This is a genomic window from Streptomyces sp. GbtcB6 (assembly GCF_019091475.1).
GTDB lineage: Bacteria > Actinomycetota > Actinomycetes > Streptomycetales > Streptomycetaceae > Streptomyces > Streptomyces hyaluromycini.
The window spans coordinates 15,298-29,876 of record NZ_JAGXJL010000081.1; the positions used below are offsets into that span (position 1 = coordinate 15,298).

The 14,579-nt window shown below is 71.9% G+C and carries 11 protein-coding genes and 2 pseudogenes; 12 read left to right on the top strand and 1 reads right to left on the bottom strand.

Features of this window, described 5'->3' with window-relative positions; translation table 11 throughout:
- Nucleotides 1-105 precede the first annotated feature (105 nt).
- The 10 genes and pseudogenes from KVT45_RS50985 to KVT45_RS51030 all read left to right on the top strand — a co-directional run bounded on the left by KVT45_RS50985 (nucleotide 106) and on the right by KVT45_RS51030 (nucleotide 13,262).
- On the top strand, nucleotides 106-1,374 hold the full coding sequence (locus KVT45_RS50985) for an ABC transporter substrate-binding protein (protein ID WP_217561239.1): 1,269 nt from the start codon (nucleotides 106-108) through the stop codon (nucleotides 1,372-1,374).
- Nucleotides 1,375-1,504: 130 nt separating this feature from the next.
- A complete protein-coding gene (locus KVT45_RS50990; RefSeq protein ID WP_217561241.1) occupies nucleotides 1,505-3,166 on the top strand; it encodes a glycoside hydrolase family 13 protein in 1,662 nt (553 codons plus the stop codon).
- A 44-nt stretch (nucleotides 3,167-3,210) separates the two neighbouring features.
- On the top strand, nucleotides 3,211-4,542 hold the full coding sequence (locus KVT45_RS50995; protein WP_217561243.1) for an ABC transporter substrate-binding protein: 1,332 nt from the start codon (nucleotides 3,211-3,213) through the stop codon (nucleotides 4,540-4,542).
- A 5-nt stretch (nucleotides 4,543-4,547) separates the two neighbouring features.
- Nucleotides 4,548-5,909 (top strand): ABC transporter permease subunit, encoded by a 1,362-nt coding sequence (locus KVT45_RS51000; RefSeq protein WP_217561245.1) that lies wholly within the window; start codon nucleotides 4,548-4,550, stop codon nucleotides 5,907-5,909.
- The gene (locus KVT45_RS51005) at nucleotides 5,906-6,745 is read left to right on the top strand and encodes a carbohydrate ABC transporter permease (RefSeq protein ID WP_217561247.1); all 840 of its coding nucleotides are present in this window, start codon (nucleotides 5,906-5,908) and stop codon (nucleotides 6,743-6,745) included. Before KVT45_RS51000 ends, KVT45_RS51005 begins: the two co-directional genes overlap by 4 nt.
- Nucleotides 6,746-6,876: 131 nt before the next feature.
- Nucleotides 6,877-7,398 (top strand): limonene-1,2-epoxide hydrolase family protein, encoded by a 522-nt coding sequence (locus KVT45_RS51010; RefSeq protein WP_217561248.1) that lies wholly within the window; start codon nucleotides 6,877-6,879, stop codon nucleotides 7,396-7,398.
- A 152-nt stretch (nucleotides 7,399-7,550) separates the two neighbouring features.
- Nucleotides 7,551-8,183: pseudogene (locus tag KVT45_RS51015) on the top strand (molybdopterin dinucleotide binding domain-containing protein); the annotation flags it as partial.
- Between the two features lie 69 nt (nucleotides 8,184-8,252).
- Entirely contained in the window at nucleotides 8,253-8,468 is a 216-nt protein-coding gene (locus KVT45_RS51020) for a hypothetical protein (protein WP_217561250.1), read from the top strand.
- Nucleotides 8,465-11,236, top strand: a complete 2,772-nt coding sequence (locus KVT45_RS51025; protein ID WP_217561252.1) for an AAA family ATPase — start codon at nucleotides 8,465-8,467, stop codon at nucleotides 11,234-11,236. Before KVT45_RS51020 ends, KVT45_RS51025 begins: the two co-directional genes overlap by 4 nt.
- Nucleotides 11,237-11,555: 319 nt before the next feature.
- Nucleotides 11,556-13,262 (top strand): amidohydrolase, encoded by a 1,707-nt coding sequence (locus KVT45_RS51030; RefSeq protein ID WP_217561254.1) that lies wholly within the window; start codon nucleotides 11,556-11,558, stop codon nucleotides 13,260-13,262.
- Between the two features lie 25 nt (nucleotides 13,263-13,287).
- Here KVT45_RS51030 and KVT45_RS51035 read toward each other — a convergent pair whose 3' ends face one another.
- Nucleotides 13,288-13,854, bottom strand: coding sequence for a PadR family transcriptional regulator (locus KVT45_RS51035; protein ID WP_217561256.1), 567 nt, complete (start codon nucleotides 13,852-13,854; stop codon nucleotides 13,288-13,290).
- Between the two features lie 301 nt (nucleotides 13,855-14,155).
- Here KVT45_RS51035 and KVT45_RS51040 point away from each other — a divergent pair, with 301 nt between their 5' ends.
- Together KVT45_RS51040 and KVT45_RS51045 are read left to right on the top strand one after the other, a co-directional pair.
- The gene (locus tag KVT45_RS51040; RefSeq protein WP_217561258.1) at nucleotides 14,156-14,311 is read left to right on the top strand and encodes a hypothetical protein; all 156 of its coding nucleotides are present in this window, start codon (nucleotides 14,156-14,158) and stop codon (nucleotides 14,309-14,311) included.
- 88 nt (nucleotides 14,312-14,399) lie between these two features.
- Nucleotides 14,400-14,579: pseudogene (locus tag KVT45_RS51045) on the top strand (sigma-70 family RNA polymerase sigma factor); the annotation flags it as partial.

The following is a 14,579-nucleotide window of genomic DNA, read 5'->3' on the forward strand; positions in this document are numbered from 1 at the left end:
CGATTGTGCTCCGCACCCTAGTATCGCCCATACCTAACAGGTATACATGGCCTCCGACTCGGGGTGAAGGTGCCCCGTGCGGTCGCGGTGCACAGGGAGGAACCTATGCGGTGGTTGCGTGCCGCGGGTAGGGGTCTCCTGGCTCTGGTCGTGGTCATGACCGGATACGTCGCCTCGGGGGCCCACCCCGGACAGGGCGGCGGCGGCCGCGGCCCGCTGACCGTGGCCACCGCGGGAGACCTCACGGGCTATCTCGGCCCGCTCCTGGAGGGCTGGAACCGCACCCACCCCGGCGAGCGGGTCACCCTCGTCGAACTCCCCGACTCCGCCGACGAGGCGCACGCGCAGATGGTCACCGACCTGCGCGGCGGCGACCGCAGCCGGTTCGACGTCCTCAACATCGACGTCGCCTGGACCTCGGAGTTCGCGGCGGCGGGCTGGATCCGGCCGCTGCCCCGCGACCGCTTCCCGCTGGGCACCTTCCTGCCGCGGGTCGTCGACACGGCGACCTACGACGGACGGTTGTATGCGGTCCCGTACGTCACCAACGCCGGTCTGCTCCTGTACCGCGCGGACATCCTCGCCAAGGAGGGGGTGCGCCCGCCGCGTACCTGGGCCGAGCTGGAGCAGGACGCGAAGACCATCGCGCCGAAGTACGGACTCGGCGGTTACGCGGGCCAGTTCCTGCCCTACGAGGGGCTCACCGTGAACGCCGCCGAGGCTGTGTACTCGGCCGGCGGCACCATCCTCGGGGACGAGGGCGCCAAGGTCACCGTCGACTCCGCGGCGGCCCGCGAGGGCATCGGGTTCCTCGCCCGCGGGGTGCGGGAGGGCTGGATTCCCAAGGCCTCGCTGACGTACACGGAGGAGGAGTCCAAGCAGGCCTTCCAGGACGGCCACCTGCTCTTCCTGCGCAACTGGCCGTACGCGTACGTCGGCGCCTCGGCCCGGGGCTCGGCGGTCGCCGGCAAGGTCGGCGCCGTACCGCTGCCGGGGCGCGACGGGCCGGGGACCAGCGTCCTCGGCGGCTCCAACCTGGCCGTCAACACCCATGCACGGCACCCCGACTCGGCCGCGCGGCTGATCGCGTACCTCACCAGCGCGCCCGTGCAGCGCCAGGTACTCACCCGCGGCGCGCTGCCGCCGGTGCGCGCCGCGCTGTACGACGACCCCGCGCTGATCCGGGAGTTCCCCTATCTGCCGACCCTGCGCGCCAGCGTGCAGGCGGCCCGGCCGCGCCCCAAGAGCCCGCGCTACGACCAGGTCAGCCTGGTGGTGCAGGCCGTCGTGCACGACGCGATGACCGGGCACGAGACGCCCGCGGCGGCGGTGCGCCGGCTGGCGCGGGAACTGGCCGCTCTCTCCGACCGATAGTTACTTGTTAAGTAACGCGACGGTCTCTTCTGCTCTCTCCGTGGGCAATATTTCCTGATATAGACACCCAACTTGGCAGTAGCTTTCGCGCAACTCGTTGACACTCTCTCGTCATGCCTACTTAACATGCATGCATAACGGATGCCCTTCACAGAGACAGGTCAACGGGTTGAACAGGCACCCTTGGTGGCGTGACGCAGTGATCTACCAGGTGTACGTCCGCAGCTTCCTGGACAGCACCGGCGACGGCATCGGCGATCTGGCCGGCGTCCGGGCCGGGCTGCCGTACCTGAAGAAGCTCGGTGTCGACGGGATCTGGCTGAGCCCCTTCTACCCCTCGCCGCAGCACGACCACGGCTACGACGTGGCCGGCTACTGCGACGTGGACCCGCTCTTCGGCGACCTCGCCGAGTTCGACCTGCTGACGGCGGCCGCCCGGCGGCTCGGCATGAAGGTGCTGCTGGACATCGTCCCCAACCACTGCTCCGACGAGCACCCGTGGTTCCGGCAGGCCCTCGCCGCCGCACCCGGCAGCCGGGAGCGCGGCCGCTTCCACTTCGCCGACGGCCGGGGCCCCGACGGCTCCGAGCCGCCCAACAACTGGCACTCCATGTTCGGCGGCCCGGCCTGGACCCGGGTGACCGAGGCGGACGGCCGGCCCGGACAGTGGTACCTGCACATGTTCGCGCCCGAGCAGCCAGACTGGAACTGGCGCACCCCCGAGGTCGCCGCCGAGTTCGACCAGGTGCTCCGCTTCTGGCTGGACCGGGGCGTCGACGGCTTCCGTGTCGACGTCGCCGCCGGTCTCTTCAAGCACCCCGAGCTGCCCGACTCCCCGGACCCGGAGGCCGACGCCCGCACCCGCGACTCGGTCAACCCCCTCGCCTGGAACCAGCCCGAGGTGCACGACGTCTGGCGGCACTGGCGCGCGGTGTGCGAGGAGTACACGGCACGCGACGGCCGCGAACGCCTCCTCGTGGGTGAGGTGTCGGTGCCGACCGCCCGCGATCACGCGCTGTACGTCCGGCCGGACGAGCTCCACCAGGCCTTCTTCTTCGACCTGCTGAGCGCGCCCTGGAACGCCGACGCCTTCCGCAAGGTCATCGGCGAGGCCATGCAGGACATCGCCGGCACCGGCTCCACGGTCACCTGGGTCCTCAACAACCACGACCAGGTCCGCACGGTCACCCGCTACGGCGAACCCACCCCCGAGGGCAGCGGACTCGGTGCCGCCCGGGCCCGCGCCGCAGCCCTGCTGATGCTGGCGCTGCCCGGCGCCGCCTACATCTACCAGGGCGAGGAGCTGGGCCTGCCCGAGGTCGTCGACCTGCCCGACGACGTGCTCACCGACCCGATCTTCCGGCGCACCGGCAGCCGGGCCCGGATCCGCGACGGCTGCCGGGTCCCGCTCCCGTGGTCGGGCCAGGCCTCCCCGTTCGGCTTCACCTCCGGCGCCGAAGGGGCCCGGCCCTGGCTGCCGCAGCCCGACTACTTCGCCGAGTACGCCACCGACCGCGCCCTCGCCGACACCCGCTCCTTCTGGCACCTGTACCGCGACGGACTCCAACTCAGGTCCCGGCTGCCCCAGTTGGGAGACGGCGCGCTGGAGTGGCTGGACACCCCGCCCGGCGTCCTCGGCTTCGTCCGCGGCGACGGCCTGGTCTGCGCCGTCAACTTCGGTACGGCACCCACCCCCGCACCCGTCTCCGGCACCCCCCTGCTCGCCAGCGGCCCCTGCCCCGCCGGAGTGCTCCCCGGCTCCACCGCCGCCTGGTGGATCAACGACCTCTGACCCCACCCCCGTTCAACTCGCGCTTTTCCGAAGGGACATCAACGATGATGCGACGACGCACCACCCTGCTCACCGGCTGCACCGCCCTCGTCCTCGCGCTCGGCGCCACCGCCTGCGGAGGCAGCAGCGGCCCGGTCTCGGCCGGCGGCGGCGACAAGGCGCTCAACGGCCAGACCGTCACCGTGGCCGGCGTCTGGTCCGGCGACGAACTGAAGAGCTTCCAGAAGGTCCTCGACGCGTTCAGCGCGAAGACCGGCGCCAAGACCCAGTTCGTCTCCACCGGCGACAACGTCTCCACCGTCATCGGCAGCAAGATCGAGGGCGGCAACGCCCCCGACGTCGTCATGGTCCCGCAGGTCGGCGTGCTCCAGCAGTTCGCCAAGAGCGGCTGGCTCAAGCCGCTCTCCAAGACCACCCAGCAGTCCGTGGACAGCAACTTCGCGCCGGTCTGGAAGAACTACGGCAGCGTCGGCGGCACCCTCTACGGCCTGTACTTCAAGGCCGCCGACAAGTCCACCGTCTGGTACAGCCCCGACGCCCTCGACCAGGCCGGCGTCAAGCCGCCCACCACCTGGGCGGAGCTGCTGAAGGCCGGGCACACCGTCTCCGACTCGGGGCTCGCGGCCTTCTCCATAGGCGGCGAGGACGGCTGGACCCTCACCGACTGGTTCGAGAACATCTACCTCTCCCAGGCCGGACCCGAGAAGTACGACGCCCTCGCCGCCCACAAGCTCAAGTGGACCGACGCGTCCGTGGTCAAGGCGCTCGGCACGCTCGGCACCCTCTTCAAGGACAAGCAGCTGATCGCGGGCGGCCAGAAGGAGGCCCTCAACACCGACTTCCCGGGCTCCGTCGAGAAGGTCTTCGGGCCCAAGCCGGAGGCCGCCATGGTCTACGAGGGCGACTTCGTCGCCGGCGTCGCCCACGACCAGTTCGGCAAGACGATCGGCACGGACGCGACGTTCTTCCCCTTCCCGGCCGTCGACGGCGGCACGGCGCCCGTGGTCAGCGGCGGTGACGCGGCGGTCGTCCTGAAGGCCGGCAAGAACACCACGGCCGGCATGAAGCTCCTGGAGTACCTGGCCACGCCGGAGGCCGCGGCCGTCTGGGCCAAGGAGGGCGGCTTCCTGTCCCCGAACAAGAACCTGGACCTGTCCTCCTACAGCGACGACGTCACCCGGGAGATCGCCAAGTCCCTGGTGGGCGGCGGCGACTCGGTCCGCTTCGACATGTCCGACCAGGCACCCGCGGCCTTCGGCGGCACCAAGGGCGCCGGCGAGTGGAAGATCCTCCAGGACTTCCTGGCCGACCCGTCCGACCCGAAGGCGGCCGCCGCACAGCTGGAGACCGCCGCGGCCAAGGCGTACAAGGGCTGACGGCCGTGACCGCGACTGTGGTTAAAGAGGCCGGCCCACCCGTGACCGGGCAGGCCGAACGTGCCAGACGGGCCCGGCGCCGCGGGCGGATCATCGCCCTGCTCTTCGTCTTCCCGGCCCTGCTCCTGCTGGGCGCGCTGGTCGTCTACCCCGTGCTCTTCTCGATCGGCCGCAGCTTCTTCGACGCGTCCGGCACCCGGTTCGTCGGCGGCGACAACTACACCGAGATGTTCCGCGACCCGGCGACCCTCAAGGCCGTCCGCAACACCGTGATCTGGGTGATCGTGGCCCCCACCCTGCTCACCGGACTCGGCCTGATCCTCGCCGTGCTGGTGGAGAAGGTGCGCTGGGCGACCGCCTTCAAGCTGCTGCTGTTCCTGCCGATGGCGGTGTCCTTCCTGGCCGCCGGCATCATCTTCCGGCTCGCCTACGACGAGGACCCGCACAAGGGCGTGCTCAACGCGGCCGTGGTCACCGTGCACAACGCGTTCAAGGGCACCGCCGAGTACCCCACCGCCCGCGCCCGCACCGGCCAGGACCTCACGGCTGAGAAGGACGGCTCGTACCGCACGCCCGCGAACCTCGGGCCGGGCGACACGGTGACGCTCGGGCTGGTGGGCGTCGCCCCGAAGGACCTGCCGGGCGGTGCACAGCCCGCCTACGCGGCGGCGCAGCGCCGGGCCGCGGCCGGTGAACTGGGCGGGGTGGTCTACCTGGACTTCACCCCGGGCGGCGGGGGCAGTCCGGGCGTGGTCGACCGTACGGAGAGCGGGCTGCCGCGGATGAAGGTCGAGGCGGTGCGCGCCGACGGCAAGGCGGTCGCGAGCACCAGCACCGCGGCCGACGGCTCCTTCCGCTTCACCGGACTGGCGGCCGGCTCCTACGGGGTCGAACTGCCCGCCTCCAACTTCGCCCAGCCCTACCAGGGCGTCTCCTGGCTCGGACCCACCCTCGTCACGCCCGCCATCATCGGGGCCTACCTGTGGATCTGGACCGGGTTCGCGATGGTGCTGATCGGCGCCGGGCTGGCCGCTCTGCCCCGGGACGCCCTTGAGGCCGCCCGGATGGACGGCGCGAACGAGTGGCAGATCTTCCGGCGCATCACCGTGCCACTGCTGGCGCCGGTGCTCACCGTGGTGTTCGTGACCCTCGTCATCAACGTGATGAAGGTCTTCGACCTCGTCTACATCATCGCGCCGGGGCCGGTACAGGAGGACGCGACCGTCCTCGCGACCCAGATGTGGCTGGTGTCCTTCGGCGGCGGCAACAACCAGGGGCTCGGCAGCGCGCTCGGCGTGCTGCTGCTGGTCCTGGTGATCCCGGCCATGGCCTTCAACGTCCGGCGCTTCCGGAGGAGTCAGCGATGAACGCGATCAGGCGCGGCCTGGGCAACGCCGTGGTGCAGGCCTTCCTCGTGGTGGTCGGGCTGGTCTGGCTCACCCCCCTCGCCGGGCTGCTGCTGTCCTCGCTGCGGTCCTCGCAGGACTCGGCGAGCAGCGGCTGGTGGACGGCGTTCACCAGCCCCGGGCAGCTGTCCTTCGACAACTACTCGGCCCTGCTGAAGAACTCGGGCATGACCCAGGCCTTCTGGAACACCGTGCTGATCTCGGTACCGGCGACCACGCTGGTGGTCGTGGTGGCCGCGCTGGCCGGATACGCCTTCGCCTGGCTGGACTTCCCCGGCCGTGAACCCGTGTTCCTGCTGGTGGTCGCCCTGTTGGTGGTACCGGTGCAGATCGGCCTGCTGCCCGTCGCCAAACTCTTCGGGCAACTGGGGCTGTTCGGCACGATTCCCGGTGTGGTGCTGTTCCACGTGGCGTACGGGCTGCCGTTCGCGGTGTTCCTGCTGCGGAACTACTTCGCCGAGATGCCCAAGGAGATGCTGGAGGCCGCCCGGATGGACGGCGGCAGCGAGTGGCGGATCTTCACCCGGCTGGTGCTGCCGGTGGGGCGGCCGGCGATCGCCAGCCTCGCCATCTTCCAGTTCCTGTGGGTCTGGAACGACATGTTGGTGGCCCTGTTGTTCGCGGACAGCTCCTCGCAGCCGCTGACCGTCGAACTCCAGTCACAGATCCGGCAGTTCGGCAGCAACATCGACGTGCTGGCGCCGGGCGCGTTCCTGTCCCTCGTGGTGCCCGTGGTGGTGTTCTTCGCCTTCCAGCGGCACTTCGTGCAGGGCGTGATGGCGGGGTCGGTCAAATAGCCCGGAGAGAGGCTCCCCTTCGGGCGGAGCCTCTTCCCCTTCGGTCGGCTACCCGCGTCACGCTCACGGCGCCATGGCGGCCCGCTGCTACACAGGCGACACAATCCGCCGCACGAGCAACGGAGTTCGGCATGGACATCCGCTCCACCAGAAGAGGACTCTTCCGGGCCGCCGGGGGCGCTTCCCTCGGCGCCATCGGGTTGGCGACGGCCGGGGCTCCCGCCTCGGCGGCGCCGTCGCTCCCGGAGACCGGCGGCGCACTGGAACCGGGCCAGGGAACCGCCCTCGTCCAGCGGTTCTGTGCCGTGTGGTCGAACCTGGACGCCGCCGAACTGGCCGCCTTCTTCGCCGAGGACGCCACCTACCAGAACATTCCCCTGCCGGGTGTCATCACGGGACGCGACGCGATCCAGCAGGCCCTCGCGGAGCAGATCCGGATTCTCCAGTACACCACCCTCAACATCCAGAAGGCCGTCTCCTGGCGGAACACGGTCATCGCGACACGCATCGACTCGTATCGCTACACGAACGCCGACCACGACGTCGACCTCCCGATCGTCGGCGTCTTCGAGCTGACGCCGGACTTCCGGCAGTTCACCTCCTGGGTGGACTACTTCGACCTCGGCCAGTCCGAGTTCGGGACCGCCACCTGACCCCTCCCGAGGGCCGGCCGCTCCTGCGTCCCGCGGCGGTCGTGACGCGCTCTTCACACAGAGTGATACGTGCCTGTCGGGCGCCTCTCCCGGCTCGCCTCGCCTCCCCTGATCGGCGTGCCCAGCATGGGAAGGACGCCGTCGGGCCCGGCGTCATCGCCGGTATCGCCCGTGCGGCGCTTCCCGACAGCCGTACGCCCTGGGCCTGGTACGTCGAGGACTACGACCGTGTCCGCGACACCATGGCCCAGGTCCTGGACGGCTTCGAGGACTTCAACCGGCGGGTACGGCTGCCGCTGGGGTTCCGGATCCGGCAGCCCGCGCGGGAACTCGTCTTCTGTACCCCCTCCGGGCGCGCCGAGTTCTCCTCGGCGCCGCTGCCCGACGTCGTACCCGCGCCCGGCACCCTGGCGCTCGGCACCATGCGCTCGCACGACCAGTGGAACACCACCGTCTACTCCGACGACGACCGCTACCGGGGGATCAGGAACCTGCGCACCCTCGTCTTCATGAACGCGGCCGACATGCGCGAACGCGGCATCGAGGAGTTCGACCCGGTCGACATCACCAGTACCGCCAAGGACGGCAGCACCCGGGTCCTGAACGGCTTCCTCGCCGTTCCGTACGACCTGCCCCGCGGCTGCGCGGCCGGGTACATGCCCGAGATGAACGTGCTGATCGCCCTGTGCGACTACAGCGAACAGAGCGACCAGCCGTTGATGAGGCACATCCGGGCGACGATCGACCGAGCCGCCGCCGTGACGATGAACAGCGATGAACGATGAGGGCGATCGGCATCCCGTCCCGCATCATGGGACATCCCTGCCCGCACTCCTTCGTCAGGAGCCCGCGCCATGCCCGACACCGGCGGTGCCCACGCTCTGCTGACGGTTTGTGAGGGCAGCGGCGCCCAGGCCTTCGCGCGGCCCTGCGAGAAGTACGCCGACTCTCCGGCCGGCGTCCCCGGCACACCGCCGTACGACGGCTTCGGCCCCGAACGCCCGCCCCTGCACCGGGAGTTGGTGCCGCGCGTTCCCTCGCCCCACGGCCGTACCGGAGGCCGCGCATGACCGACGGCCGGGCCGCCGAGCACCTCCCTCATGGCGAAGAGCCGCTGATCGGACGCGAGGCCGACCTGGAACGGCTGGACGGCTTCCTCGCCGGCATCCCGCGGCAGGGCGGCGGCTCGCTGGTGGTGCTGGGGGACCCGGGGGTCGGGAAGAGCGCGCTGCTCGCCGAGGCCGTCCGCCGGGCCGAGGCCGCGGGGCTGCGGGTGCTGCAGGCCGCGGGGGTGCAGTACCGGGCGCAGGCCGGTTACGGCGCGCTGCAGCAGTTGCTGACGTCGGTGCCGGAGATCCAGTCGAGGGCGGCGCGGAGCCCCGTCCTCGCCGGGGCCCTCGGCTTCGAACGGGGCACGGCGCCCGGGCCCGACGCGGTCACCGAGGCCGTGGTGGCGCTTGCCGCCGAGCTCTCCCGTGACATGCCCACGCTGCTTGTGCTGGACGACGCCCAGTGGCTGGACCGGGCCAGCGCCGTCGTCCTGGGGCAGGTGGCGCGCCGGCTCGCCGGCACCGGTACGGGGCTGGTCTGCGCGGCCCGGCCCGGTGAGGAGAGCTTCTTCGACCACAGCGGGCTTGCGCCGCACGAACTGGGCCCGCTCGGCGAGGCCGCCGCCGGTGAACTGCTCGGCCGCCGGTTCCCGGAGATGGCGTCCCGGGTCCGGCGGAGGCTGATCGCCGACGCCGAGGGCAACCCCCTGGCGCTGCTGGAACTCCCGGCCGCGCTGAGCGAGTCCCAGCGCATCGCGTCCCAGGCCCTGCCGGCCCGCATTCCGCTGACCGAACGGCTCCAGTCGACCTTCGCCGCCCGCATCAGGACACTGCCGCCCGTCACCCGGCACCTGCTGCTGGTGGCGGCGCTGGAGGGCAGCGGCGACCTGGTGGTCGTGCGCCGGGCGGGGGCCGGGGGAGGTGCCCTGAAGTACCTGGTCCCGGCGGAACGCGCGCGGCTCGTACGGGTCGACGAGACGGCCGGGCGGCTGGCCTTCCGGCACTCGCTCATCCGCTCGGCCGTGGTGGAGCTGTCCACCGGCGACCAGCGGCGCAACGTGCACCGGGCGCTCGCCGAAGCCTGGCACGGGGTGCCCGAGCAGCGGGCCTGGCATCTGGCGCAGGCCGCCGTCGAACCCGACGAGGGGATCGCCGCGCTGCTGGAGGAGGCCGCCGAGGCCGGCGCCCACCGCGGTGACGGGCCGAACGCGGTCGCGGCCCTGGTGCGTGCCGCCGAGCTGAGCCCGGCGGGCTCCGGGTACGCCCGGCGGCTGGCCAAGGCGGCGTACGTCGGCGCGAACCTCACCGGCAGCGTGCGCGACGTACCCCGGCTGCTCGACGACGCCCGGCAGGCCGCCCCGGACGCGGAGTCCCCGGCGGTCGCGGTGGCCGCCGCGCTGCACCTCCTCAACAGCTACGGCGACATCGACACCGCGCACCGCCTGCTGTCCGGCGCGATCGCCCTGCAGCCCGAACCGTACGACCTCTCCGACGTCACGCTGCTCGAAGCGCTCAGCACCCTGTTCATGGTGTGCGTGCACGCCGGCCGGCCCGAGCTGTGGGCGGACTTCGACGCGACGCTGGCGAAGTGCACCTCGGTCCCGGACACCGTGCGGCTGATGCGGACCACCTTCGGCGACCCGGCCCGGGCCCGCCCGGCCGACTGGGCCCGGCTGGACGCCGCCGTCCGGGCGCTGCCCGGCACGCCGGACCCGGTGCGGATCGTACGGATCGCCACGGCCGGCGCCTACGCGGACCGGCTCGGCGCGATCGAGGAGCCGCTGCTGCTCACCGCCCGCGGCGGACTGCGCGGCGAGAACATCTTCCCGGCCATCCAGGCCTCGTTCCTGTGGGCCAGCCACGCCTGGTTCACCGGCCAGTGGCCGGAGCTGCGCCGGGTGGCCCACCAGGGTCTGCGCTGGTGCGAGGATCTCGAGTACCCGCTGCGGTCCTGGACCGGCAAGTTCGTCCTGGCCTGTACCGCCGCGGCCTGCGGTGACTTCGAGGACGCGCGCGGGTTCGCGGACCAGATGGACCAGTGGGCCGGCTCCCGCCGGGGCCATGCCGTCCGCTGCTACGCGGCCCACGCGAGGACGCTGATCGCGCTGTCGCAGGGCGACTTCGAGGCGGCCTACCGGCATGTGTGCACGATCTCGCCGGCCGGGACGTTCGCGCCGTTCGCGGGGCACGCGCTGTGGGCGATCCTGGACCTGGCGGAGGCCGCGGTGCGCACCGGCCGCCGGCAGGAGGCCGTCGAGCACGTCCGGGCGGCCCGGGACGCGGGGCTCGACGCGGTGTCACCGCGGCTGCGCATGGTGCTGCTCGGCTCCGCCGCGCTGGCCGCCGGGAGCGGTGCGGCGGCGGTCCGCGGGTTCGACCGGGCGCTGGCCGTCGAGGGCGCCGCCCGCTGGCCCTTCGACCACGCCCGTATCCGGCTCTACTACGGCGAACGACTGCGCCGCGGCAAGTCGTCGGCCCAGGCGCGTGAGCAACTCGCGGCCGCCGCCGAGGCCTTCCGGCGGCTCGGCGCCCGTCCGTGGGCCGAGCGGGCCGACGCGGAACTGCGCGCCTGCCGCGCCCCGGCGCGGGCCCGGGACCTGCCGGCGCTGACACCGCAGCAACGGGAGATCGCGAGCCTGGCGGCCGCGGGCCTGTCCAACAAGCAGATAGCGGAACGGCTCTTCCTCTCCCCCCGCACCGTCTCGACCCACCTCTACCAGGCGTTCCCCAAGCTGGGCGTCACCTCCCGCGCCGCCCTGCGCGACGCACTGGAGCAACTGGACGGGTAGGCGGGGGAGGCGGGCGGGACCGGCAGCCGGGTGCCTTTTCGCACCGAGTCCTTTCACCTTCGGCCAGCGGCGTGCGGGACTCCCGGGGCGTGGTCCGGACCGGCTGATATACCGGCAGGGCATCCCCCCACACGTCATCGGAGTCCGCCATGGGCCGCAGGTCGTCGGTGCCCTCGCCGACCGGATCCGAGTCCTGCCCCGTTTCGCTGCGATGGCTCCGACCACGGTGCCGACCTGCCGGCGAGCGGTGTTCCCGAACCCGAACCGACGCCCACCGTACGGCAGTTCACCCCACGCACCCGGCGAAACGAGAGACCGCATGACAGACGTGACCATGGGCCGCAGACGCCTGCTGCAGATGTTCGGCCTGAGTGCCACCGCGACCACGGCCGCCGTACTCCAGGCGGACCCGGTGCTGGCGGCGACCCTGGGATACGACGAGCGGACCGGGGTCTCTCCCGTCGACTACCGGGCACCCACGGGCCTGGCCAAGGACACCGACGCGAAGCGGACGGCGCTCGACTGGATCGGCGCCCACGAGGGCGCGATAACCCGGCTGAGCGACGAGGTGTGGGAGCACGCCGAACTGTCGCTGCGCGAGTGGAACTCCTCCCTCGCCACCGCCCGGCTGCTGAAGGCCAACGGTTTCGACATCGCCTGGGGCCCCGCGGGCTTCCCGACCGCCTTCGTCGCCACCTACGGCAACGGCGGCCCGGGCGGCCCGGTCCTCGGCTTCAACGCCGAGTACGACGCCCTGCCGGGCCTGTCCCAGAAGAAGGGTGCAGGCAGCCACGACCCGCTGGCCTACAACTACGACGCCTACGGCCCCTCGTACGGCGCCGGGCACGGCGACGCCCACAACACCCTCGGCGCGGGCGGCACCGCGGCGGCGATCGCGACGGCGCACGCGATCCGTACCCACGGCCTGAACGCCACCGTGAAACTGTTCGGCAGCGCCGGCGAGGAGCAGCTCGTCGGCAAGGCGTACGCCGTCAAGGCCGGTGTCTACGACGGCCTCGACGCCTTCCTCGACTGGCACCCCTTCAACGTCACGATGCCGTTCTGGAACACCACCAGCGCCCTGGTCTCGGCCACCTTCACCTTCCTCGGCGCCTCCGGGCACGGCGGATCGCCGCTCGGCAACAAGAGCGGCCTGGACGGCGCCCTGCTGATGGCGACGATGTCGGAGTACCTGCGGGAGAAGAACGTCGCCGCCTCCGGCCGCTTCCACTACGCGGTCATCAACGGGGGCGGCGCCCCGAACGTGACCCCGGACATGTGCTCCATCTGGTTCTTCGTCCGCGAGGGCAGCCCGGCGCGCGCCCGCGTCCTCTACGACAAGATCGTGGCGTGCGCCCAGGCCGCCGCCCAGGCCAGCCAGACCCGGCTGGTGCACAAGTTCCACTCCGCGACCTGGAACCTGCTCGCCAACAAGGCCGGCGCGGAGCTGCTCAACGACAACATGCAGCAGATAGGCGCCCCGAAGTTCACCGACGCCGACCACGCGCTGGCGAAGGCCGTGCAGAAGTCGCTGGGCAAGCCGGAGACGGGCATGCCGACGGAGCTGACCCCGCTGACGCCGCCGGCCGCGTCGTACACCGGCGGACTGTCCACCGACACGGCCGACATCAGCTGGCAGGCACCCACCGCCGTCCTGCTCGCCGCGGCCTACCCGACCGGGATCCCCAACCACAACTGGGGTGTCACCGCGACCGCGGCCACCAACATCGGCCACCAGGCGCTGCTCTCCGCGGCCCGGTACCTGGCGGCCGCCGCCGTCGACCTGATCGAGCAGCCCGACCGACTGGCCGCGATGCAGGAGGAGTTCAAGGACCGCACCGAGGGTGTCGCCTGGGCGTCGATGATTCCCGACGGCACCCAGCCGCCGCTCTACCAGCCGCCGGCCGCCTTCCTCCGGGAGACCGGGCAGAGCTGGCCGCCGCCCGGGGTGACCTGGCCGGTGCCGCAGGTGGTCGCCACCGAGCAGCTCGGCACCACCGGCCCCGCTCTGCCGCCCGTGACCTGAGGGGTACGACCGCGCCGTCCCGTTCCTAGGCGGGTTCCGGTATGTCCGGCTGCCCGGCGGCCGGCGCGGTGAGCCGCCCCTCGCGGAGCCGCTCGGCCGCCCAGCGGGCCCATTCCTGTTCCAGGGCGCGCTGGCGCAGGCCGTACTCCAGGACGAGCCGGCCGCACTCGGCCATCGCGTCCCGGTCCCAGGGTTCCGCGTCCCGCAGCGCCACCAGGTCGTCGTACTCCCTGGCCGCGGTGTCCGCGTACCGCAGGAGCCGCGCCACGGCCTCCTCGGGGGGCAGGAGCCCCAGGAAGAACGTCTGCAGGAGCATCGGGTTGCGCTGTGGCTGGTGCTCCTCCCGCTCGACGAGCCAGCGGCGCGCCTCCGCGTGCCCCTCGGGGGTCAGCGCGTACTGCTTGCGGCCCCGCGGGCCCTCGTCGGTCACCGTGATCAGGCCGGTGGCGTCCAGCCTCGTCAGCTCGCCGTAGACCTGGCTCTGCCTGGCCGGCCAGACCTGGCCGAGCGAGGTGTTGAAGATCTTCAGCAGGTCGTAGCCGCTGCCGGGGCGGAAGACAAGCAGACCCAAGAGGGCGTGACGAAGGCTCATGTCCCTCACTCTAACTCTCTTATTCCAATGTTGACAGGTCGTACCCCACATTCCAACCTTGACATGTTGGTGAAGGAGCTTCTACGTTCCACATGTCAACGTTGGAACCTCGAATCTAAGGACACACATCGTGGGCTTCGTGGCTTACGCACGAGGGTTCTGCCCCTGGATCGCCGCAGGGTTCGTGACCGCCGCCGACCGGCGCGGGGGAGCGGTGGCCGGCCCCGCGGTCTTCACCGCCCGGACCGCGACCTCCTGACCACCGCCCACGTCAACCGCTTCTCCGGAAGGAGCAGTTCCCATGACCACGAGCAAGACCCCGCCGCCCCTCGCACCGGTGCCGGACGAGACCACCGGCCCCGTGATCCCCGAAGCCGAAGCCGAAGCCGACGTCGGTCGTTCGTCGCGGTGGCTGCCCGTCGGCCTCCCCGCCAGTTGGCTGCCGGATGCCGGCTGACCGGCCACGGCCTGCCGTCCGGGTCGTTCCCGCGGGGCGCCGTCGTCGGCGCGACCGGGGGAGCGGTGCCGGGCAGGAGGGGGATCTCATGGTTCGGGAAGTCACGGAGGGCGCGTGCGTCGAGGACGCGGTGCTGACGCGGGCGGCCCAGTCGGGCGAGGTCGCCGCGCTGGGGGAGCAGCTGGAGCGGCACCGGGCGGGGCTGCGGGCGGTCGCGCTGGGCGGGCTGGGGGGGGGGGCGGGCGTGGACGACGTCCTTCAGGCCGCG